We start from the raw sequence: 22099 nt of genomic DNA on the forward strand, positions 1-22099 counted from the left end.
CCGGCCATGTGAGAGTAGGTCATCGTCAGCTCTCTATTCTAAAAGTAAAACCCCCTTACGCGAAAGTGTAAGGGGGTTTTCTTTGGCTGGGGTTTGCGAATTAAAATAGATGTTTTTTCTTAAAAAAACTCTATTTGTTATATTAAATATATTCTACATTAGTAATCTAAAATGATTTGACTTATATCGTTATAGCTGCTAATTTTAAATAGTGTTTTAACTTTAGTTAATTAAAACTATATGTGATGCTGATACGGATTTTGGCACTATATTGCATTGATCAGTATGAGTTCACGCCCTATCAATAGTTATCAAAAGGAATTGATAATGAAGTTAGCTCCTCTTTTTTCAATAGGTGCCTTAGCAGCTATTAGCCTTTTAGGTTGTTCTAATCAAGCTTCTGACGGTACTGATGCTTCCGCAACTAATTCTCAAGAAACAACGACATTACGCTTCTCACACTTTTGGCCAGCAACATCCTCTATTAGCACAGAGGTCTTTGAACCTTGGGCGAAGAAAATAGAAGCAGATTCTAATGGTCGTTTAAAAATAGAGTTGTACCCTTCAGCGGGTCTTGCTAAAGCCGATGTGACTTATGAATCTACAGCCAAAGGTACGATTGACATTGGCTCACAAGCACATGGCTATACCAATGGACGCTTTCCTTTAACTCAGATTACTGAGCTTCCCGGCTTATCAAATTCAGCCACTCAAATGGGTTGTATGCTTCAGACGCTGTATGAAGATGGCACTTTAGCCAGCGAATATGAAGATACTCATCTGCTATTTATGTATGGCGCTGGACCGGGCTCTTTGCATACTACCAATAAATTAATTCGTACACCTGAAGATATGAAGGGTATGCGTATTCGTCGTCCTTCTGCGGTTGCCGGTGACATTATTGAAAGTGCTGGTGCATCACCAGTAGGATTGCCTGCTAATGATATGTATACCTCGTTACAACGCGGTGTTGTTGACGGGCTTAGTTTCCCTTGGGAAGCCATTACTGCTTTCAAAATCGATGAAATTACCAAATACCATACTAATATTCCTTTTTATAGCTCGGCGCTTATGGTCACTATGAATAAAGATAAATATGAAAGCTTGCCTGATGATTTAAAAAAGGTATTGGATGACAACTCAGGTATGGCGCTTGCTAATAAAGTCGGTGAAGTCTTTGACAAGCATGATGGTATGGCAATACAAGCTGCTAAGGATAAAGGCGATGAAATCGTTGAAATTCCTGATCCACTGAATGATCCAGATTGGAAAGGACCCCTTGAAAGAGGTACGAAAAAATACTTGACTGATGTCAGTGCTCTAGGTTTAGACGCAAATGGTGTTTATGCTAAAGCCAAAGCCGCCAGTGCAGCCTGTAAGGTTTAACCTAAAGGAGTGTCACATGGCCTACTTGGTCAAACTTAGCGTTCTCATCTCAAGGCTATGTCAGTTTATTGGTGGTGTCAGTCTGATTATTATTGTGCTGACCACCATGCTGGATGTTATCGCCCGTTATATCTTTAAGCTCACCGGTGGTGAGTTTGGATTTACGGTTAAAGGTAGCGTTGAGATTGTCTCTTACTTTATGCTCTTTGCTTTGCTCGGGGCCTTTGCTGCTTTTGTTGAGCGCTCACAAATCATCGTTGATGTCTTCACCCAAAAGATGTCAAAACCTGTCAAAGGCTACATGATGGGCACCTTTATGATGGGTTTCTTTATCATCGGTATTGTGTTCGCATGGGGTCTTTATGAGAGTGCCTTTGATGCGATACAGTATGGCAAAGTTACTCAAGACCTTCGCATATCGATGATGCCTATTTATGCTATCAGTGCCTTCTTAAGTATTCTACTTGCCATTCGATCATTGATTGAATCCATCAATATCTTTAAAACAGGCGAGTTCTTTGACGCTGAGGAGACAGGCGCATGAGTCCAGAAATTATTGGTGCCATTGGTTTGTTATGTATGATTGCGATGGTCATGCTGCGTGTTCCTGTTGCGCTTGCTATGTTAGGGGTAGGTCTGGTTGGTTTTGGTGCCGTGACAGCGCCTATTGGTGCGGTGCAAATGCTAAAAGACTTACCGGTCGATGTCTTGGCAAAATATGATTTTAGTGCCATTCCTTTATTTATTTTGATGGGCGTCTTCGCCTCTCATTCAGGTATGGCAGGAAAGTTATTTGACGCGACGAGAACCATCTTTGGTGGCGTAAGAGGAAGTTTGGGTATCGCTGGTATTGGCTCGTCTGGTATCTTTGCCTCTATTTCAGGCTCATCATTGGCGACTGCCTCTACCATGACCAAGGTTGCACTGCCGCAAATGGAAAAGTATGGTTATCAACCAGGGTTTGCCTGCGGTATTTTAGCCGCTGGTGGTACTTTGGGGATTATGATTCCGCCCAGTATTGCGTTACTGGTCTATGCCATCTTAACCCAGCAGTCAGTCGGTGATATGTTTATCGCTGGTTTTTTACCAGGTATCCTTGGCATGGTAATGTATTCAATCACAGTCATGATTATGGTGCGCTGGAAGCCGCATTTAGCGAGGCGTGGAGAGCCCACTTCTTGGAAACAAAAACTGCTATCTTTGACAGGTCTGATTCCTTTTAGCTTTATCTTTATCGTGATTATTGCTGGTATTTTCTTTGGGTTGTTTACTCCTACAGAGGGGGCAGCAGTTGGTGCCTTTGTATCCTGGGCTTATGCTTTCGTCAAAGGCATGCGCATGACAGGGCTTAAGCAATCATTGATTGAGACGCTTGCTCTCTCTGCAGTGGTCTTTTTTATGCTATTGGGTGCTGAAGCGTTAGGTTACTTTATTTCAGTATCACGCTTGTCTTATAGTTTAGCGACGTGGATTGGTACATTGGCGGTTAGTCCAATGATAGTACTAATCTGCATCTTAATTATGTACTTTTTGCTTGGGTTATTTATGGATGCCCTAGCAATGCTAGTCATTACGATTCCAGTGGTGTTCCCAATCATTGTTGCACTAGGTTATGATCCAGTGTGGTTCGGTATCATTGCAGTATTGACGGTAGAGCTGGGATTAATCACGCCGCCGATGGGGATGAATATTTTCGTGATTAAAGCCATGGCACCGCATATTAAGCTGTCCGATATGTTTAAGGGGGTGATGCCCTTTATTGTGTCCGACTTGATTCGCTTGGTCCTTTTGGTAGCGTTTCCGGCGATATCTTTGGTGTTATTAAGCTAAAATTTAATCAGAAAAAAGCTAATCAATAAAAAATTATCGTCTTATATGTTCAGATCAAATTTGCGTAAGTGTAGTTAGGTTTAAATATTACTACTACATAACTTAACCTTTGGGTACTGTTGAAACAAACTGTTCAAGCTATTATGAATATGGTTCAAATGATTTAAGTAAAACTATTAGTCATTTGAGCGAAAATAATACCACTCATAATCACAAGGAAGAAACCATTATGACTATCGCAAAGAATATTGAGATTAGCAGTACATCTAAGACCAGTTTTGAAGATGCAATTCAAAAAGGAATTGCTGAAGTCGCTAAGACCATTAAGAACGTCCAAGGGGCGTGGGTAAAAGAACAAAAAGTAGGTATTACTGATGGAAAAATTGATAAATATCACGTCATTATGATCGTTAGCTTCGTTGTTACTGATGATTCTGATTTAGGCTAGCTGATTAATATCTAGGCTTATCAACTAAATATAAATTAGTTGTCAGCGTTATATCTTACAAAAAGAGACTGCATTGGCAGTCTCTTTTTTGCATAATTATTCGCTCTAAAATATATTATCAATAATGAGCTCAGAATATTTTTTCTCATTAGTCTTTGAGATTTTAGGGTTTTTGATTTGAAATTTTCTGACCCTTTTGCCATATTGTTGTGATAATAATATGGCTTTTTTATGCAATTGAGGTTATAGGCTAAAAGTGATAACAGGACGACGACATTACCATAACTTTTATCCTTATTATAAAGTTTGAAAGATGTAGTAAACTCGATACACCTTATTTACAGACCTTGTTTCTGTATTATTTTCATATAAATAGTATGCTTACACAAAATAATTAAGTAGAAAAGTTATGGCAATCGATTTTAGTAATACCTTAATAGTTGCGATATCGGCAACTGCTTTGTTTGATTTATCGGAATCAGAAGATCATCTATTACAGTTGTTGCAGCAGCGCCCTCGTGAAGCGGTTAAAGAGTTTCGAGATTATATGGCAGAGCGTGAAAATGATCCGCTTACCATTGGCGCAGGTTACCCACTGATTAAAGCTTTATTGAATTTAAATCATTATTGTAAAGAATGTAATAGCAAAGAGTCTGGTATCAATGCGCCTTTAGTTGAGGTAGTTATTGTCTCAAAAAGTAGTCCTGATACGGGTATCCAAGTACTCAATGCGATTCGTGAACATGAATTAACCATTTCACGTTCAGCTTTTATATCGGGCAGCCCTGTCGCACCTTACATCAAAGACTTTAACGTTGATTTATTTTTGACGACCAATCGAGAGGATGCACAACAGGTAGCCGATGCTGATATTTGTGCCTGTGCGATATTAGATGCAACGCCGGTAAATACTTATGAGCTAGATACGAAGCAGCTGCGTATTGCCTTTGATGGCGATGCGGTATTGTTTGATGATTCAGGTGAGCTGCTTTATAAGCAAAAAGGACTGCAAGCTTTTCACGATCGTGAGGCAGAAATGCGTGATCTGCCAATAGAGAAAGGCCCGTATGCAGAGCTATTAATCAAGCTGTCCAAAATGCAAGAGCGTCTGCCTGCAAGCTTGCACTCGTGTCCTATGAAGATTGCCTTAGTGACAGCACGCAACGCGCCTGCTGACCTGCGAGCTATCAAAACATTGCGTGACTGGGGGGTGGATCTTGATATGGCATTTTTCTTAGGCGGTCTTGAGAAAACTTCTGTATTAAAAACCTTTGCCCCACATATTTTCTTTGATGATTCAGTTAAACATATCGATGCGGCTCGTGGCTTTGTACCGACGGCATTGGTACCTTATCATTCAACCTCGTTATTACATGCCAATAGTGTTATGAATGCTGATAAAGATGCGGCATCGTTATCTTTTAAACCACTTAAAAATAAGATGTTATCTGTAAGTCATTAATAGCCACTTAATCAGATCAAGAGGATATAACAGCAGATGAAGTGGCAGCAAGTGATGACGCTCGTAATTACCCGCATTAAACAAGTGATTGGTTTATATGCTTTTGTTTTATTACCAATGTGGGTGATGTTTTTCCTGAATGAAGTGGTATTTTTCGGTCTATGGAATATCTTTGGTATTGTGCCACGTACATTGGATATGGGCAGTATGATTGGAGTATTTGCTTCGTGGACGATGCATGTCAATTTTTCGCATTTACTGGGCAATACTTTGACGTTGTTGCAAATTCTGTTTTTATTTGGATTATTTGAAAACAATGCTTATCGTACTATTCTTAAGCTGATTGTCGCCTCAGGCATAATGACTTGGTTGATAGCCTCACCATTATCTATTCATATCGGTGCGTCAGGATTGTGTTTTGCGATGCTCGGTTATATGGTAGGTGGGGCAGTGTTCGCAAGACGTTGGGGTTATTTGTTAGCTTGTATCGTGATGGGAGCAGGATATTGGCTCACCATTAAGCAAGGCTTGATACCGCAACAGGGTATCTCGTTTGCGGCGCACTTTGGTGGTCTATGCGCCGGTTTATTGTTGGGTGCCAATTCTAAGCACGCCTATACAAGAGTAAATAATCGTCATTAACTGAATTTTTAAGCAAATATGTTAATAAAGTGTGTTCAATAACATGTTGAGATATAGTCAGTCCTAACTAAAATAAGTACAAATATTACAACGCGCTACTGGGGTAAGTTTTTCTTGCTTGCTGTGCCTACGCAGACAGAGGCGGCGCAAAACTTATCCCAGTAGCACTGTGATTGTTAATTATAAACTGGTCTGTAGTCAGATCAACGACTGAATTATTTTTTATTGACACAAACATTGATAAATAGTGGATCATTTTTCTCTAATGGACGCCAAGCAGTGGTTTGTTTCACATGCTCATCGATGCTCAGCTTACTGTCTTTTTCTTGTAGCACATAATCTGCACGTGCTGGTGCTGCACAGTCAATAACTTGCGGTACTTGCTGCACACTTCTACGTCTCTCAAACAAATATAAATTGACTAAGTAAATGTCTGGGTTATCAGCATTAGCCCGAGCGTTTCCGCTATCAGCCGCTATAAAGCGCAATGTTTGTGGTTTAACATATGACCATGGGCGAAACCACGTACCTTCTTCAACCTTCTTAACGACGTGAACACCTTCTGGAAGCTGTTCGAGCTGTTGACCGAACCAGCTGTACTCTTGGTTTATTTGAAAGCCAAAGATGCCGATAGCGCCAAACAATGGAATAAGCCATTTTGGTGCCTTCTTACCGGCGAGCTTGCTGAGGTGAGTGATAACTAGTGCTATTCCAGCTAAGCCAAATCCGGCCGCTATGGTCGCGATAAACTCAAAAAGCATAATACTTTTCCTTAACGCTATCAGCGCATTTAATTCCAGTTTTCAAAAATCAATAACCGTTTTTAGATTTTTTAAGCGTACTTATTATAAAGCTTGAAGTCGTCTTTCTCATTATTTTTCTACTTTATAAACAAGTGAATAAAATAATCATTTGTTATAAATCCCATTTCTAATAATACTGTTTATAACAAGATTTTTTATCACAACAATCGGATAAAAAAATCACTCACAAGCAGCTGCTGCCTGTGAGTGATATATTATCGTAAAATAGCATTGTACTTCACTTGGTAGCTTATATAGCTTAGTGGTCGATTGCGCCACCAGCCCCACGTGGAGAACGTACACTTTCAACAAGTTCTTGGATATGTGCTGGTGGTGGAGCAGTCGCATAAGATACTGCAAATGCTACGATAAAGTTAAGCAATGCACCAACCGCGCCAAATGATAGTGGCGAGATACCAAACAACCAGTACTCTTCAGTATCAGGGAAGTTTGCAGTGCCCGTAATGAAGAACCAACCTTTGAAGACAAAGATGTAAACTAAGATACTAATCAAACCCGTTAACATACCAGCGATAGCGCCAAGGTTGTTAATACGCTTAGAGAAAATACCCATCATTAATACTGGGAACAGTGATGCACCCGCAATACCAAAGGCTAATGCAACGACCTGTGCGGCAAATCCTGGTGGATTAATACCTAAGTAGGTAGCAACCACAATCGCAATCGCCATCGTGATACGAGCATATTTCAATTCTTGCGCATCAGTAATGTTTGGATTTAAGTTACGTTTGATCAAGTCATGACTGATAGCTGATGAAATGGCGAGTAGTAGACCAGCTGCCGTTGATAGCGCTGCTGCCAAACCACCTGCGGCGATAAGACCGATAACCCAACCAGGTAGTTGTGCAATTTCTGGGTTAGCCAATACTAAGATATCAGCATTCACGTCTAACTCGTTACCTGCCCAGCCTCTGTCAACAAAGATACCATCACGCTCTAAAGCATGCTCTGCTTTTGCTTTGTCAACGGCAGCCGTTGCAGCAGCGACATCACCGCCGTCAGTTGTTGCGGCAGCTAATGCTATCTCTGCTGCACCAAGTCCACTATCGGCATATAACTGAATGCGACCATCATTATTGAGATCTTTATACTTAATAAGACCAGTGTCTTCCCAAGTATTCATCCAATCTGGACGATTATCATATTCGATAGCAGGGGCGTCAACACCTTGTGGATAAATAGTATCGATTAGATTTAAACGAGCCATCGCACCTACTGCTGGCGCAGTGAAGTATAATAGCGAGATAAACACTAGCGTCCAACCAGCTGTCCAACGGGCGTCAGCCACTTTAGGAACGGTGAAGAAGCGAATGATAACGTGTGGTAAACCCGCTGTACCAATCATCAGTGATAACGTAAATAGCACCATGTTTAGCTTGTTCGGTACATCAGCGGTATAAGCGGTAAAGCCTAAGTCAACGACGATTTGATCAAGCTTAGTTAGGATAGGAATACCTGCTTCAATATGGTTTGAGAACAAGCCAAGACCTGGAATCGGGTTACCCGTCAACTCAAGTGAGATAAAGACTGCAGGAATCGTATAGGCAATCATTAGAACCACATACTGCGCAACCTGCGTGTAGGTAATCCCTTTCATACCACCAAGTACCGCGTAGAAGAATACAACAACTGCAGCAATAAGCAGACCAGTCGTACTCTCAACTTCTAGGAAGCGTGAGAATGCAACACCAGCACCGGTCATCTGACCGATAACATAAGTGGTTGATGCGATAATCAAACAGACGACTGCAATCATAGCAGCTGTCTTGGAATAAAAACGGTCGCCGATGAAGTCAGGAACCGTAAACTTACCGAATTTACGTAGGTAAGGTGCTAGGAGCATGGCTAGTAGAACATAACCGCCTGTCCAGCCCATCAAATAAGTCGATGCGGCATAACCGCCCGTTGCAATAATACCTGCCATCGAGATAAATGACGCAGCACTCATCCAGTCAGCAGCCGTTGCCATACCATTTACTACTGGATGCACACCGCCGCCAGCAACGTAGAATTCACTGGTCGAACCAGCACGTGCCCACCAAGCAATACCGAAGTATAAAGCGAAGGATAGACCCACAAAAATAATATTAATCGTAAATTGACTCATAGGGCTATTCCTCGTCTACACCATATTGTTTATCGAGTTTATTCATGCGCCATGCATAGAAGAAGATTAGGGCGATAAATACTATAAGAGCCCCTTGTTGTGCAAACCAAAAGCTTATATCAGTACCACCTATCCTAATACCTGACAATAATGGGCGTAGCAAGATGCCAAAACCATAAGAGACTAAAGCCCAAATGACGAGGCTAATCTTAATGAGACGGAGATTGGCTTTCCAATAACCGGATGAATCGTTGTGGTTCTCCATAGGACAACTCCTTTTGCCTAACATAAAAATAAGGTTACTGATTTGAGCCTGACAAGTCATTGTGCTTTAACGTCTATCACACTGTGCGATACAGTTTGATACGCTGTCTATATTACAATTATAAAATCTGCATATAGGTTGCTAAAGCAGAATGACCAATCAGTATGAGTAACCCAAAGTTATCAAATACATGAGCAAATTTTATATCCGTTAAATCTATATAAAAATTGATAGTCATCTGCTCATTTTTGCTGAAAACTGCACTGTAAATTATTGCTATTAATCGTATCCACCTAATTGTTTAACAATAGGTATTGGCGATAGTTTTATCAAATTTATAGTATTTAAATATGGATGTTATCGAGGAGGGTCGGTGTTGGCTGACAATCCTCTGTCTTACTTATTATTATCTTCATCTTCCTGATGATATTGTTTTAATAGTTAAATTTTTTATTTATTCCGATAAATATTGCAAGTGGTATTTATGAACTTATTAGGAATATATACAATATTGACTTAATTAACAATAAATAAATTTAATTTACTTTATGTAACTAAATATTTGCTTCGTAGAAACTATGGCTCACTTATGTTAACGAAAGTTGTTAAAGCCAACAAAGTTAATAGGATAGCACGCTAACGCCTTATTTATACTAAGGATTTAATTTTATAGATATATTAAGGACTATTAGTGCTAAACGGCATTTATATGAGAAATATAAATAATAAAACAATCATTAAATGTTATGACAATACGTTTACTGATTCTAAATATGGTTTATATAAAGCTTTTTAAATATGTATAGACAATATTGAGTCTTTAAAGTTTATTAAAAATTAAGATATATAAAAAATAATTTTTATAAATAATAAAAATACTCGTTAAAAGTTTGGAATTTATTGAAGGCTAGAATAGATGTTTGAAACAGTTAAATGACTGATAGTTAGTTAAAATGTAGCGATATGATGTTCGTTATTTACTTTATAAATATACTGCCTAAATATTGAATAGATATTAGCTATTTATTAAGACGCAAAGCGCTTAATAAGTATTATTGAAATGTTGAAAATAAAGATAATTTCATTAGGGCGTGTCCTCATTTTAAAAATGGTGATAAAAATAAGATAAATTGCAGGCAAACAAGGAAAATAGCGCAGTTAATATCGGGATATTACCCAGCTATTTGACGACGTTTGACAAAATTTAGCTATTTTTATTCCATTTAGATGTCCATCGATTGAATTGAGGACACGCCCTAGTCATATCAATCTATAAAACATGCTAAAAGCATAAAATATCAGTGAGGAGAAAGTAGTATGGGCGAGGGGCTAACAGGGTGGTTTGATAACATCGTGAATTACGGTGTTAGTATAATTTGGGGTAATAATGATTGGTTGATCGCTAGTAATCCATGGTATGGGCTACTGATGTTCGTTTTGATTGGCGCGGGTCTTTATTTTACCGTTGCGACACGTTTTATTCAGTTTCGTCACTTTGGGCATATGTGGCAGTTATTACGGATATCCAGTCAGGGGCGTAAAGATGATGGCATCAGCTCATTTGATTTTTTTATAAATAAAAAAACCGCCTTTATTGCTAAGAGCGGTTTTTTTTGGAGCATTTTTTGAAAGAAGCACTTTTTTAAAAAATAACTATCTAAATCATGTTTTACATGTTTGGATAGTTAGGACCGCCGCCGCCTTCTGGCGTGACCCAAGTGATATTTTGTGACGGGTCCTTGATATCACAAGTTTTACAATGCACACAGTTTTGCGCATTGATAACAAACTTAGCGCCTTCAGCATCTTTCACTATTTCATACACACCAGCTGGGCAATATAGCCGCGCAGGCTCAGCATATAAAGGTAAGTTAATTGAAACAGGAACTGTTGGATCGGTTAGTTTTAAATGTACTGGCTGATCTTCAGCATGGTTGGTATTTGAGATAAATACCGACGATAACTTATCGAATACCAGTTTACCATCCGGTTTTGCATAGGTTGGCTGATAGGCATGAGCCGCACGCTCTAGCTGATCATAATCTTTTTGATTGTCATGAATGGTCAAAGGCATTTTGCCACCCAGCAGATTTTGCTCTAGAAAGGTGAAAGCACCACCCATCCATTGTCCCATACGGTGCATGGCTGGGGCAAAGTTACGTGCTTCATAGTTGTCTTGATATAGCCATGACTCTTCATACATGGTGCTATAGGCCACTACTTCATCATGCTGACGACCCGCTTGCACGGCCTCAAAAATAGCTTCGGCTGCTAACATACCTGATTTCATTGAGGTATGTGTACCCTTGATTTTGGCAGGGTTTAAGAAGCCAGCGTCATCACCAGCCAACACGCCACCGGGGAAGGTGAATTTTGGTAATGAGTTTAAGCCACCTTTGGTCAATGCACGAGCGCCATAAGACAGACGCTTGCCGCCTTCTAATATATTACGAATGAGTGGGTGCAGTTTTAAACGTTGCATCTCATCAAAGGGTGACATATAAGGGTTTGAATACGATAAATCGATGACCATACCAAAGCTAACTTGGTTATTTTCATCGAAATATAACCACCAACCGCCAGAAGAGCCGGTATCCGTTAATGGCCAACCTGAACCATGCATCACCACGCCTTCTTCATGCTTCTCAGGCGTCACTTCCCACAGCTCTTTTAGACCAATACCATAATGCTGAGGATCTGAATCTTTATCCAGATCAAAACGGCTGATCAGACGCTTGCCTAAATGACCACGGCTGCCTTCGGTAAAGATAGTGTATTTAGCTAGCAACTCATAACCCGGCTCAAAGCTAGATTTAGCCTCACCATTGGCAGCAACGCCCATATCGCCAGTGAGTACGCCTCTGACTGAACCATCGTCATTGTATAAAATATCATCAGCAGGGAAGCCTGGGAACATCATTACTTCTAGCTCTTCAGCTTGCGCAGCCAACCAACGAACGACATTGCCTAATGAGACAATATAGTTGCCTTTGTTGTGCATGCTGGCAGGAACGATTGAATCCATCAGTTTGGTAGATTTGGTCGCTGAACCCAGCATATAAACGCGGTCTTCAATCGCTGGCACATTTAGCGGCGCGCCTTTTTCTTTCCAATCTGGGATTAATTCATCCAAAGCGCGTGTCTCAATGACCGCACCAGATAGCGTATGAGCGCCAAACTCTGAGCCTTTTTCGACCACACAAACCATAAATTCGTCGTTACCCGCTGCGATAGCGAGCTGACGTAGACGGATTGCGGCAGAAAGTCCGGCAGGTCCACCGCCAACGATGATGACATCAAACTCCATCGATTCGCGTTCAATTTCAGGCTCTGTCGCTACAGGCTCTACGACTGGCTCAGGCGTTTTTTCTATTACTATTGTCTCAGCTGCTTGTTCTTCCTCAGCGAGCGCTTCAGCTGGTACTTCTTGCATTACAGCTACTGGCTCTGTTGTCTCTAGATTTGCCGTCTCTGTCGCTACTGGCGTTTCTGTCGTTACTGGCGTTTCTGTCGTCTCTGTATTCACAGTGTCGCTATTCACAACATCGCTATCAACGACTGGCATTTGATTGTCTTGCTCTTGCATACCTACTCCTAAACTTTTAGTGGCTTATCTCAGGGCATCATTAGCTTAACAATTGAATCATAAGGTTTGCAGCGCTAACTTTACTCAGACATATGGCTGCCCGATAAAAATGGTCTTTTCGAGATCAATTGACGACGTTAGTGTTAAAAGTTTTCTAAATAAACTTTTGCACATAACATAATTTGGCACATAACGTAAAATGTGTCATTAATACAACACCCACTAGACCATTTTAAATAAGAAATCGTTACTCATTATAAAAGAAAAGTCCGACAAACACGATAAGCATTTATAGCCATCAGTATTAAGGTAATATTGAGGTAGTGAGGGCGCAATGACGATATGGTTTCATCATACCCGAAACTAAAATTTATAGTAATAACAGATTTGCCAAACTTTGATTACTAAGTAAAGGATTCTAAGATGAATGACAACAATAAAAGGGTCGATACGACTAGCGGAGATAGTGCTCAAGCCCCAAGTGATATGGTATCAGAGTTAAATAATATCGATGCGCTTAGCCAATATTTTAAGTCTGAAGCAGGAACACGCGAAGGACGTGCTATACCACCATTAGAGAAATGGCACCCTGAACAAGTTGCTGATATGGATTTGATTATTAAAGCTAATGGTGAGTGGTGGCATGAAGGGGGGCATATGACGCGTGAGTCATTAGTCAGTTTGTTTGCTAGTATCTTATGGAAAGAGGAAAATAATGGCACCGTTGAGTATTTTTTGAAGACGCCGGTGCAAAAACTTCGTATCCAAGTCGAAGACGTACCGCTACTTATTAATGATGTCGGTATCGTTAATGAAGATGATAATAGTTGGTTGGAATTTACGACGACCACTGGTGATGTGGTACGTTTAGATGATGAGCATCCTATCCGCTTAAATAGTTATGTAGCTGACGGTAATAGTGATGCTAATAGCGTTGATAGCGTTAACAGACATGAAGAAAATAAACGTTCACAAACCGATGCGCAAATACGTCCTTATATGGAAGTTCGAAACGGTTTAACGGCGCTTATCGGTCGTAATGCATTTTATCATTTAACCGACATTGGTGAATTGACAGAGCGTGATGGTGAGACGATACTAACCCTGCAAAGTGGTGGTAAATCTTATCAGTTATCAATGCCAGCTGAATAAAAATAAGAATCTACTCATTAACGCTATTTATTTAAATTTTTAGCATTCCAGTCTCTAGAGTTCCAGTTTTTAATGTTTAAATAAATAGCAACTCTATCAGTAGGATTAGTATGACGATATTTATATGCAAACGGCGGTAAAATAGAAATGAAAATTGCTGCAAATGCAGTGAAGAATATAATCGATACAGGTTCAGTATTCTCTGATGACGATACTTTTAAAAAAAAGGCGGTCAATAGTACGGTGATCAATAGGGATGTGGTGAATAGTGATGTGGTGAATAAGCTGGTTAATAAAGACCGTAACGGCCCCATTGGTTTGTTTGATTCTGGGGTTGGTGGCTTGTCTGTGTATCTGCACTTAGCTCAGCAATTGCCCAATGAGCGCTATGTTTATTATGCTGATACCTTACATGTGCCGTATGGTAATCGCGATAGTGAAGATATCAAAGCGTTGACACTGACAGCAGTAGAATGGCTGTATCAACAAGGTTGTAAGCTCATCGTTATTGCCTGTAATAGTGCCTCTGCCTATGCGTTAGAAACCGCAAGATATCATTATCCGCAGCTGCCTATTGTAGGTTTAGTACCCGCACTAAAACCTGCCGTACTGGCGAGTAAAAATGGTCATGTCGCGGTACTGGCAACCAAAGCGACTTTAAACGGTGCGTTACTTAATGACGTTATTACTAGCATTGCCAGTCCTAACGCTACCATAGTCACCAAGTATTTTGATCCTCAATTGGTGCCTTGGGTAGAGTCAGGTATGCCAGAGAATAGTGAAACTGCTCAGCGTTTACGCCAGCAATTACAGTTATTTTCTAAATCTGGGATAGATCAGTTGGTACTAGGTTGCACTCATTATCCGTTTTTTAAGGATTTTTTATTGCAAGAAATTGAAGAGCATAATCTGTCGATGCATGTTATTGATTCAGGGCAGGCGATCGCTGAGCGCGTCAAGCAATTGTTGCTAGTAAACCAGTTATCAGCGTTGCCTACAGACAGTTTGGACGACAATGCTTCAGAGAATAATGATACAACGATGATAAATGATCAGCAGCCGTTGACTTTTTATGCGACTAAATATGATGAGAAGCTGGCTCTCTTGATACAACGCTTACTTGGCGAGCAAACATATTTAAAATATTATGTTTTCTCTAAATCTTAGCGCCCTCTTAATCTTAGCATGAACTATCCATATGATTAATAGTAAGACAGCTGTTATAATCCCGTATTACATTAGTGGTATTAGAAATAAACTGAACGCATTTTAGCAATATTATGCTAGGCTAAGCTAGAATTTGCTAAGCAGTATATTTAGACTGTATCTTCTTATTGATTTATGTGACTACCTAACTAAGCTTAGAGGTGATTGTGCCAAACCGTCGCTATCATATTCACGTCATATGCGCTGACAATGACCAGTTGTTGGTCTTGGATAGTGTGGCGGTGTTTTTTCAGGCGCGCGCCTTTTTGACCCATGACGTTTCTAGCAAATTGCCAAGAGCATCGCTATATGGTCGCCAATGTATTGATGCCTGTGATTATGCCTTGATGATTATTGGTGATAGCTATGGCACTGCGCAAAATACGGGTGTCAGTCAAATGCATTTGAGTTACTTAAATGCCAAAGCCAAGCTCAAACCTCTGCTGATATTGGTTAAGAAGCATCATAATGATGCCATTATCAGTCGGCAGTTGCATGATTTTACCAGTACAGTCATCAAAAAAGCCGATAAAATTTATTATTATGAAACAGAAAATGATATCGAACCATTGCTTGTTCAGGCTTACTATAAAATGGTTGCCGGTCACCAAGTCAGTGACGGTTGGGTAAGAGTGGGTGACGAGCTGATGAAGTCTAATAAATCAGCGGTTTCTGAAGAATCGATTAATAGGTTATTAGTGAACAAAGTAGCTAAACAAGCTCAAATCAGCTCTGTAGTTCCTAACCATCTTATGGCTGATAATGTCAGCAAACCAATTGTACTAACCGAAACATTCGAGATTCAATATAAAGCTCAAGCTTATGAAGGTGGCAATTTAACAGACGTGGCGAGATCGATGCTGCTGACGTGGCAAGAGGTGTTAATCGCTCTGATGAAAATACCTGCTACCTTTTCAAGCTACGGTTTACAAAGCGCTATCAATCGCTTAGTTGCGATTAAAGCTGAGTCAGATATTAAAAGAGATATGCCAAATGTCCACGCTGTATCACGTTGTCAAATTTCTCAAGATGACTTAAACCAGTTACAACGTCAATTGGTCGCTGCCAATTGGATACAATTAACGACTTATGGCACTCGCGTAACACAAGAGCTTTGGAAGTTAACTTTTTATGCAAAAGGCTTATCGGTAGAAAAAAAACCAAAGACAGAGAGCCCATCACCTTTACCATTGAGCTAATTTATATCATCAATTGTTCTGCTCATAAACTTCATATTTATTATTATCCTAATATTTAGAATTGTGCTTGGTGTTCTTTCCTATGTTTATATTTTGGGACTACGGCTACGTTTTGTAATACAAAGCATACGTCCAAATGCTTGTGAATATCTTTGCAAGCCGTGATAATATATAGGATAAGCACATAATAATACTGAATAACTAGGGAGAGTAGACAATGAGTAATGCTAAAAATGATGCGCTAAAGAATGAATTAAATAGCTTAGAAGAAACTATGCATGAGGCAAACCAGTTTCATACGTTAGAAGAGCAAGTGGCGGATATGAAGCGTCGCGGCACCGATCCTACCCAAGCCTATAAGGATTTAGATAGAAAAGAACAAGATGCTGACTGGGGTGATGCGACGTGGAAAGAAAATGGCAAATGGGAGCCAAAAACCCCTGCTGACCTAGATGATAAAGCTCGTGAAAATTGGGATGGTGACAACGGCAAACCGAACCCACCACCTATTGTTTAAGTTTTAAATCTGAAGATAGATATAAGTATATACTTAAGGCTACTATATAAACTGTGCCAATATATACACTGTACCAAATCATAGAAAATTAGAGAGCTAACACGATAAAAAAAGCCACGCTAATTAGCGTGGCTTTTTATTTTAGTAATAATTAAAAGATATTACCCAATTAAGAGCCTTCATCAATACGTACCAGTTTAATAGCACCATCAGTACCTGTTACGCGACGATAGCGCGTTGTGCCTGAATTTGATGGACTGATCGTTGTAGGCTGCGAGTAGCTATTTGGTGCGGTGCTTTGCTGTTGAATCAATTGTCCCATACGGTCAGCAGGGGCAGGGTTTAAAGAACGACTGTTTGCTGGTTGTCCATATTGATTGCCATATTGATTGCCATATTGATTGCCATATTGTGAATTATTAGGCGTCGTATTACCAACGATAGCACGATAAAATTTCTGTCCTGCGCGTCCATCAGCTGGAAAAATGCCACGGCTAGATTGGTATTGCTGAATGGCAGTACGAGTATTATCACCGATGATGCCATCGACTGCGCCAATGTCATATCCTGCATTTAATAATGCTTGCTGAATCGCTCGAGATTCTTGGCGACCAATACCAGGGTCGTCAGTTGGCCAAGCTGTGATAAAGTCGGTTTTACTGCTGCTCTCGCGAGTAATTAGATCTGATAAATGAGCAATCGCTAGTGCATAGCTTTCTGATGCGTTATATGAATAAAAAGTATCGAAGTTTTTACCGACTAAGAATGCAGGACCGTCTTTACCAGCAGGTAATAGTAATCCAGCACTACTTAAGTCAGAAGGTAATGGACTACCATTAGCAAGCGTTAAGCCTTGATTGCGCCAGTGGCTCATCGACTTTTTATCTTTACGATTAGAGGCTGCCCAAAATCCACTTGGCAGTTTCACTTCATAGCCCCATGCTTCACCTGAACGATAGCCACGTTTGTCCAAGAAGTTTGCCGTAGAGGCGAGCGCATCAGGAACACTATTGACTAAGTCGCGACGACCATCACCATCGAAATCAACTGCCAACTCTAAAAACGTGCTTGGCATAAATTGCGTTTGTCCAAAAGCGCCTGCCCAAGAACCTGTCATATCGCTTGGCGCAATATCGCCTTTTTGCACAATTTTTAATGCATTAGCATACTCACCTTGGAAATAGCTTTGACGTCGATCAAAGCAAGACAGTGTCGCTAAAGACTCGAACAAAGGCTTTTTGCCTAATGTCTGCCCAAAGTTAGACTCCACACCCCAAACGCCTAATACGTGCTCGGCTTTGACACCGTAGCGCGATTCAATTTTACGCAACGTATCTGCCCACTGACGTTTGGCACGGATACCGTCTTCTACTCGTTCGGTGTCAACGAGTGATGATAGATAATCCCATACGTCTTTTTGAAATTCAGGCTGATAGTTGAGCGACTGAATCACACTCGGGTCAGGCTCAGAAGGACGATAGTTGTTAAAAGTATAGCTATCGACACCGCGGAATTTACTAGAGTTTTTTAGTCCATCTAGACACTGCTGAAACTGAGCATTAGACAAGTTTGGTGCGTCTGGCTTGGCAGCTTGGGCGGTACTGGCAAGACTTAAACCAATGGCTGCCGTCAATAAAGATAAGGTGGACAAATGAGTCAAGCGCATAAAAATATCCTATAAACGTCAAAGTAGCTATTAAAAGAGTAGTTATTAGAAACTGGCTATTAGAAAGTAAAGCAAGGCGACTAAAAGTCGATTTTACTTAGAGTAACCAATCTCAATAGTAAAGAAAAGGTATCGCAGCACTCAGTTACTATAAGCTGACGCTGGCGTGAGGTTAGGAGAGGGTTTTGGGAATAGGAAAAATTATGATTGTAAGGTTATTTTTATATTTTATTGACTCAATAACCAAATATATTCTTTCACTGCCATCTCAGGTGCGGCATTCAAAACTGATGCTTTGCCTTCAAGCTTATTTATTTGGTAGTGAGCGCTATAATACTGCTGAATTTGCTCATGAGTGATTGAAAAGGGCGGTCCTGCTCGCTCATTTTGATCGTAATTGAGTGTCAGTAATAATTGAGGTGAATTTTGACTGAGGTCGATTACTTGCTGGCTATATTGGGGGCGCAACTCTGGTGGCATGGCAATCAATGCCGCTCTATCATACACCGCGTCAACGTGACCGATATTATCAGCGCCTAAAGTGAAAATATCGGCAACCCATAGCTCTATTGTTTGACTTAAAAGCTGTCCTTGATAGCATTTAATATTTGAATTTTCACTATGCGCTTTTATCGTGTAAGAGATACCTTGCTCAATAAAGAACTCTTGCACTGCTGACTCGACCAATTCGATACCTACAACGTCGTAGCCTTGGTCTATCAGCCATAGCATGTCAATTGATTTACCGCATAAAGGTACAAAGACTCGGCTACTTGCTAGCAAGTCTAAAGTTGAGAAGTATTTAATCAATAATGGATTGACCTCCGGTTGATTAAACCCAATCCGCTTGTTTTGCCAACGTTCTTGCCAAAATTCAGGGTTCATATTATTACCTTTATTAGTGGTGTTTTTGGTGTGAGGCATTTTGGGGCCATACACTTTTATAGTTACTGACCTTTTCCAATCTACGTTAATACTAACATCATAGTAGCCAATAAAAAGGCCAAGCAGATTAGTACTTGGCCTATTATTGTTGATTTGGATGATAGGTTAAATTTAAACTTTTGATTCACCCTTTTATTTAGCTGAGCATCATTCTAGCTAGTCATATACTGGCTAAATTCTTTGCGTAATTTTGCAAGTTTTGGTGGGATTGCAAAATTACAGTAAGCTTGACCGGGGTTTCTGTTGAAAAAGTCTTGATGGACTTCTTCAGCTTCATAGAACTCAACAGCAGGATGTACTTCAGTAACGATATTAAGACCCATATCGCGTAGCTTATTGATGGTGCGATCGATGGTCGGCTTTTGATCTTCGTTGGTATAATACACCACGCTACGGTATTGGCTGCCGACATCATTACCTTGGCGGTCTTTAGTCGTAGGATCGTGCGTGCCAAAGAATACATCAAGCAATACTTCTAAGGGTAGAACAGACTCATCAAAGGTAATGTTAATCACTTCGACGTGTCCGGTATCGCCACCACAGACGGCTTGATAGTTAGCGGTAGTAGCTTCGCCACCCATATAGCCTGATACGACAGACTGTACACCTTTAAGGGCTAAAAATACCGATTCGGTGCACCAAAAACAGCCACCGCCTAATATAATATTTTGCATAAATTTTCCTATTCTTATCACTGTAAAATATGAGCCAAGCATTTTTTGCAAATCTAGTTTGCTTAGCGATATACATTTAGCTTAACAGCGCAGTTGCCCGCGATAAGTAACAAACAGTAATGTTATAATGTGCTTTTGCTATCCTTATTTATTTTCTATAAATAGCATCAAAAAAACTGCTAAATACTTTTAAGCGCTTAATACTCTTAATCTAAGTTCTATTATCCAAAAATGAGTCACCCCATGAGCCAATCTAAGCCTGCTACTTTTAATAAAGAAATCATTAAGCATGACACCCTTTTTACCACGCCACTCGATAAGGCAGCGCGCTTTTCCTTTGATGAGCAAGTAGTGGCCTGTTTTCCCGATATGATTCGTCGCAGTGTTCCGGGTTATGGTCAAGTGCTAGCAATGTTGCCAATATTTGCAAAGCGTCATTGTAAATATCGTCAACAAAATGAATCGGGTCAGCGGGTTAGCCGCATTTATGATTTGGGCTGTTCTCTTGGTGGCGCAAGTATGGCGCTAGCTGGAGAGTTTGCTCCGCATGATTTACAAATTAAAGCAGTCGATATTTCACCAGCCATGACTACTGAAGCTAGTACGTTATTAGCAGATAACTATCCTGAGCATAATATAGAAGTTATCACCGCTGATATCAGAGATATTGAGCTCGAATCTTGTGATATGGTCATTTTGAATTTAACCTTACAGTTTTTACCAGCTACCGATAGAGTGGCGGTGCTTGAAAAAATTTATGCCGCATTAAGTGAAGGTGGGATACTGGTATTGACCGAAAAAACCCATGCTTTTGATGAGCAATATGATGCATGGTTGGTAGAGCGTTATTATGATTTTAAACGTGCTAACGGTTATACCGAAATGGAAATCAGCGGCAAACGCAATGCACTAGAGAATGTTCTCATTACCGATACCTTAGATGAGCATCATGCGCGTTTGGCGCAGGTTGGCTTCCAGCGGCATTTAACGTGGTTCCAGTTTTTAAACTTTGTCTCTATCGTGGCGTTTAAATAGCATTTACTATTCGAATATTAGTTTTTAATCTCTTTTTACTCTCCAATAATCACGGTAATCCGCTTTTATGCTTAACGACACTATTCTCCACGCTGAACGTGAACTGTATTTAACCTTGTTGACACTGGCGCAGCAACAGCCAATGGCTTATGAATGGCTCAAGCAGTTACCAACGTGGTTAAATGACATAAAAGACAAAGCCAACTATGCCCATGCGCCTGCTTATCAGGCATCGGTAGCACGATTGCCAAAATTAGCCGTCGACAATGTGCAGTTAGATAGCGATATCTTGACAGTTAATGCACGGTTGAGTGACTCTGAGCGTAAACAAGCGACTGCTCTGTTAAAGCAATTGATGCCGTGGCGTAAAGGGCCTTTTCAAATTGGTAGTAGCCAAAATGAAGGGGAGCAAGCTGAGCCAATTTTTATCGATACCGAATGGCACAGTGATTGGAAGTGGCAAAGAGTTGCCCCGCATTTGGGTAATTTAAAAGGGCGTCGCGTTTTAGATGTAGGCGGTGGTTCTGGTTATCACGGTTGGCGTATGGCAGGAGCAGGGGCGGATACCGTTATTATCATTGATCCATCATGCTTGTTTTATCATCAGTTTATGGCTATTCGTCATTTTGTTGGCGCAGCAGATACTCGTGCTCATGGTACGGGCAGTTACCGCACTCATTATATTCCAGTACCACTTGAGGCATTACCTGAGAACAGTCAGCTGTTCGATACGGTATTTAGTATGGGCGTGCTCTATCATCGCCAGTCGCCATTTGAGCATTTACAACAGCTTAAAGGACAATTGGTCAAAGGTGGCGAGCTGGTACTTGAAACCTTGGTTATTGAAGGCGATGCCAATACGGTACTGGTGCCGCATGACCGTTATGCGCAGATGAATAACGTGTATTTTCTACCGTCTGTAGCGGCACTAATTGGCTGGCTAGAAAAAGCTGGATTCTCAGAGGTGCGCTGCGTCGATGTGGCGGTGACTTCTACCGATGAGCAGCGGAAAACGGAGTGGATGACCTATCATTCGTTAGAAGACTTTTTAGATGTTAATGACTCAACGAAGACTATCGAAGGCTATCCTGCACCGATGCGTGCCACGATTCTTGCAAAAAAATAGCACTTATGACGGCAGGCGGCAGGTGAGCA

The 22099-nt window shown here is 40.6% G+C and carries 20 protein-coding genes; 13 read left to right on the plus strand and 7 right to left on the minus strand.

The features are described 5' to 3' along the window. The first annotated feature begins 327 nt into the window (after positions 1-327). The 6 genes from WAZ74_RS03875 to WAZ74_RS03900 all read left to right on the plus strand — a co-directional run bounded on the left by WAZ74_RS03875 (position 328) and on the right by WAZ74_RS03900 (position 5768). Positions 328-1386 (plus strand): TRAP transporter substrate-binding protein, encoded by a 1059-nt coding sequence (locus tag WAZ74_RS03875; RefSeq protein ID WP_422305996.1) that lies wholly within the window; start codon positions 328-330, stop codon positions 1384-1386. Between the two features lie 16 nt (positions 1387-1402). Then, positions 1403-1930: a TRAP transporter small permease gene (locus tag WAZ74_RS03880; protein WP_422305998.1), complete on the plus strand. Its 528-nt coding sequence runs from the start codon at positions 1403-1405 to the stop codon at positions 1928-1930. Beyond that, complete coding sequence (locus tag WAZ74_RS03885; protein WP_422306000.1) at positions 1927-3216, plus strand: TRAP transporter large permease; 1290 nt, start codon at positions 1927-1929, stop codon at positions 3214-3216. Before WAZ74_RS03880 ends, WAZ74_RS03885 begins: the two co-directional genes overlap by 4 nt. A 229-nt stretch (positions 3217-3445) precedes the next feature. Next, positions 3446-3664, plus strand: coding sequence for a dodecin family protein (locus tag WAZ74_RS03890; RefSeq protein WP_422306002.1), 219 nt, complete (start codon positions 3446-3448; stop codon positions 3662-3664). A 409-nt stretch (positions 3665-4073) separates the two neighbouring features. Continuing rightward, the gene (locus tag WAZ74_RS03895; protein WP_422306004.1) at positions 4074-5126 is read left to right on the plus strand and encodes a 5'-nucleotidase; all 1053 of its coding nucleotides are present in this window, start codon (positions 4074-4076) and stop codon (positions 5124-5126) included. A 36-nt stretch (positions 5127-5162) separates the two neighbouring features. Beyond that, positions 5163-5768, plus strand: coding sequence for a rhomboid family intramembrane serine protease (locus tag WAZ74_RS03900; RefSeq protein ID WP_422306006.1), 606 nt, complete (start codon positions 5163-5165; stop codon positions 5766-5768). Between the two features lie 215 nt (positions 5769-5983). On the opposite strand, the gene WAZ74_RS03905 is transcribed toward WAZ74_RS03900, so the two are convergent. The 3 genes from WAZ74_RS03905 to WAZ74_RS03915 form a co-directional block, all read right to left on the minus strand. Beyond that, entirely contained in the window at positions 5984-6529 is a 546-nt protein-coding gene (locus WAZ74_RS03905; protein ID WP_422306008.1) for a hypothetical protein, read from the minus strand. A 301-nt stretch (positions 6530-6830) separates the two neighbouring features. Further along, entirely contained in the window at positions 6831-8699 is a 1869-nt protein-coding gene (locus WAZ74_RS03910; RefSeq protein ID WP_422306010.1) for a sodium:solute symporter family protein, read from the minus strand. A 4-nt stretch (positions 8700-8703) separates the two neighbouring features. Continuing rightward, a complete protein-coding gene (locus tag WAZ74_RS03915; RefSeq protein ID WP_422306012.1) occupies positions 8704-8964 on the minus strand; it encodes a DUF4212 domain-containing protein in 261 nt (86 codons plus the stop codon). A gap of 1317 nt (positions 8965-10281) precedes the next feature. Between WAZ74_RS03915 and WAZ74_RS03920 the strand changes: the two genes are divergently transcribed. Next, entirely contained in the window at positions 10282-10593 is a 312-nt protein-coding gene (locus tag WAZ74_RS03920) for a hypothetical protein (RefSeq protein WP_422306014.1), read from the plus strand. Between the two features lie 40 nt (positions 10594-10633). Here the strand turns inward: WAZ74_RS03920 and WAZ74_RS03925 are convergent, their stop codons facing one another. Then, a complete protein-coding gene (locus tag WAZ74_RS03925; RefSeq protein ID WP_422306016.1) occupies positions 10634-12550 on the minus strand; it encodes a 4Fe-4S dicluster domain-containing protein in 1917 nt (638 codons plus the stop codon). A 423-nt stretch (positions 12551-12973) separates the two neighbouring features. On the opposite strand from WAZ74_RS03925, the gene WAZ74_RS03930 reads away from it, so the two are divergent. From WAZ74_RS03930 to WAZ74_RS03945, 4 genes are all read left to right on the plus strand, one after another. Beyond that, positions 12974-13702, plus strand: a complete 729-nt coding sequence (locus WAZ74_RS03930) for a DUF1285 domain-containing protein (RefSeq protein ID WP_422306018.1) — start codon at positions 12974-12976, stop codon at positions 13700-13702. 147 nt (positions 13703-13849) lie between these two features. Next, complete coding sequence (gene murI / locus WAZ74_RS03935; RefSeq protein WP_422306020.1) at positions 13850-14869, plus strand: glutamate racemase; 1020 nt, start codon at positions 13850-13852, stop codon at positions 14867-14869. A 206-nt stretch (positions 14870-15075) separates the two neighbouring features. Then, a complete protein-coding gene (locus WAZ74_RS03940) occupies positions 15076-16107 on the plus strand; it encodes a DUF4062 domain-containing protein (protein WP_422306022.1) in 1032 nt (343 codons plus the stop codon). A 217-nt stretch (positions 16108-16324) separates the two neighbouring features. Beyond that, positions 16325-16624, plus strand: coding sequence for a hypothetical protein (locus WAZ74_RS03945; RefSeq protein ID WP_422306024.1), 300 nt, complete (start codon positions 16325-16327; stop codon positions 16622-16624). A gap of 169 nt (positions 16625-16793) precedes the next feature. Here WAZ74_RS03945 and WAZ74_RS03950 read toward each other — a convergent pair whose 3' ends face one another. From WAZ74_RS03950 to msrA, 3 genes are all read right to left on the minus strand, one after another. Next, the gene (locus WAZ74_RS03950; RefSeq protein WP_422306026.1) at positions 16794-18290 is read right to left on the minus strand and encodes a lytic murein transglycosylase; all 1497 of its coding nucleotides are present in this window, start codon (positions 18288-18290) and stop codon (positions 16794-16796) included. 228 nt (positions 18291-18518) lie between these two features. After that, positions 18519-19214: a thiopurine S-methyltransferase gene (gene tmpT, locus WAZ74_RS03955; protein WP_422306028.1), complete on the minus strand. Its 696-nt coding sequence runs from the start codon at positions 19212-19214 to the stop codon at positions 18519-18521. Between the two features lie 173 nt (positions 19215-19387). Continuing rightward, positions 19388-19909, minus strand: coding sequence for a peptide-methionine (S)-S-oxide reductase MsrA (gene msrA / locus WAZ74_RS03960; RefSeq protein ID WP_422306030.1), 522 nt, complete (start codon positions 19907-19909; stop codon positions 19388-19390). Between the two features lie 231 nt (positions 19910-20140). On the opposite strand from msrA, the gene cmoA reads away from it, so the two are divergent. Together cmoA and cmoB are read left to right on the plus strand one after the other, a co-directional pair. Beyond that, a complete protein-coding gene (gene cmoA, locus WAZ74_RS03965) occupies positions 20141-20944 on the plus strand; it encodes a carboxy-S-adenosyl-L-methionine synthase CmoA (protein WP_422306032.1) in 804 nt (267 codons plus the stop codon). 67 nt (positions 20945-21011) lie between these two features. Next, positions 21012-22070, plus strand: a complete 1059-nt coding sequence (gene cmoB / locus WAZ74_RS03970) for a tRNA 5-methoxyuridine(34)/uridine 5-oxyacetic acid(34) synthase CmoB (RefSeq protein WP_422306034.1) — start codon at positions 21012-21014, stop codon at positions 22068-22070. Positions 22071-22099: the final 29 nt, after the last annotated feature.

This window comes from Psychrobacter sp., assembly GCF_049295055.1.
Classification (GTDB): Bacteria; Pseudomonadota; Gammaproteobacteria; order Pseudomonadales; family Moraxellaceae; genus Psychrobacter.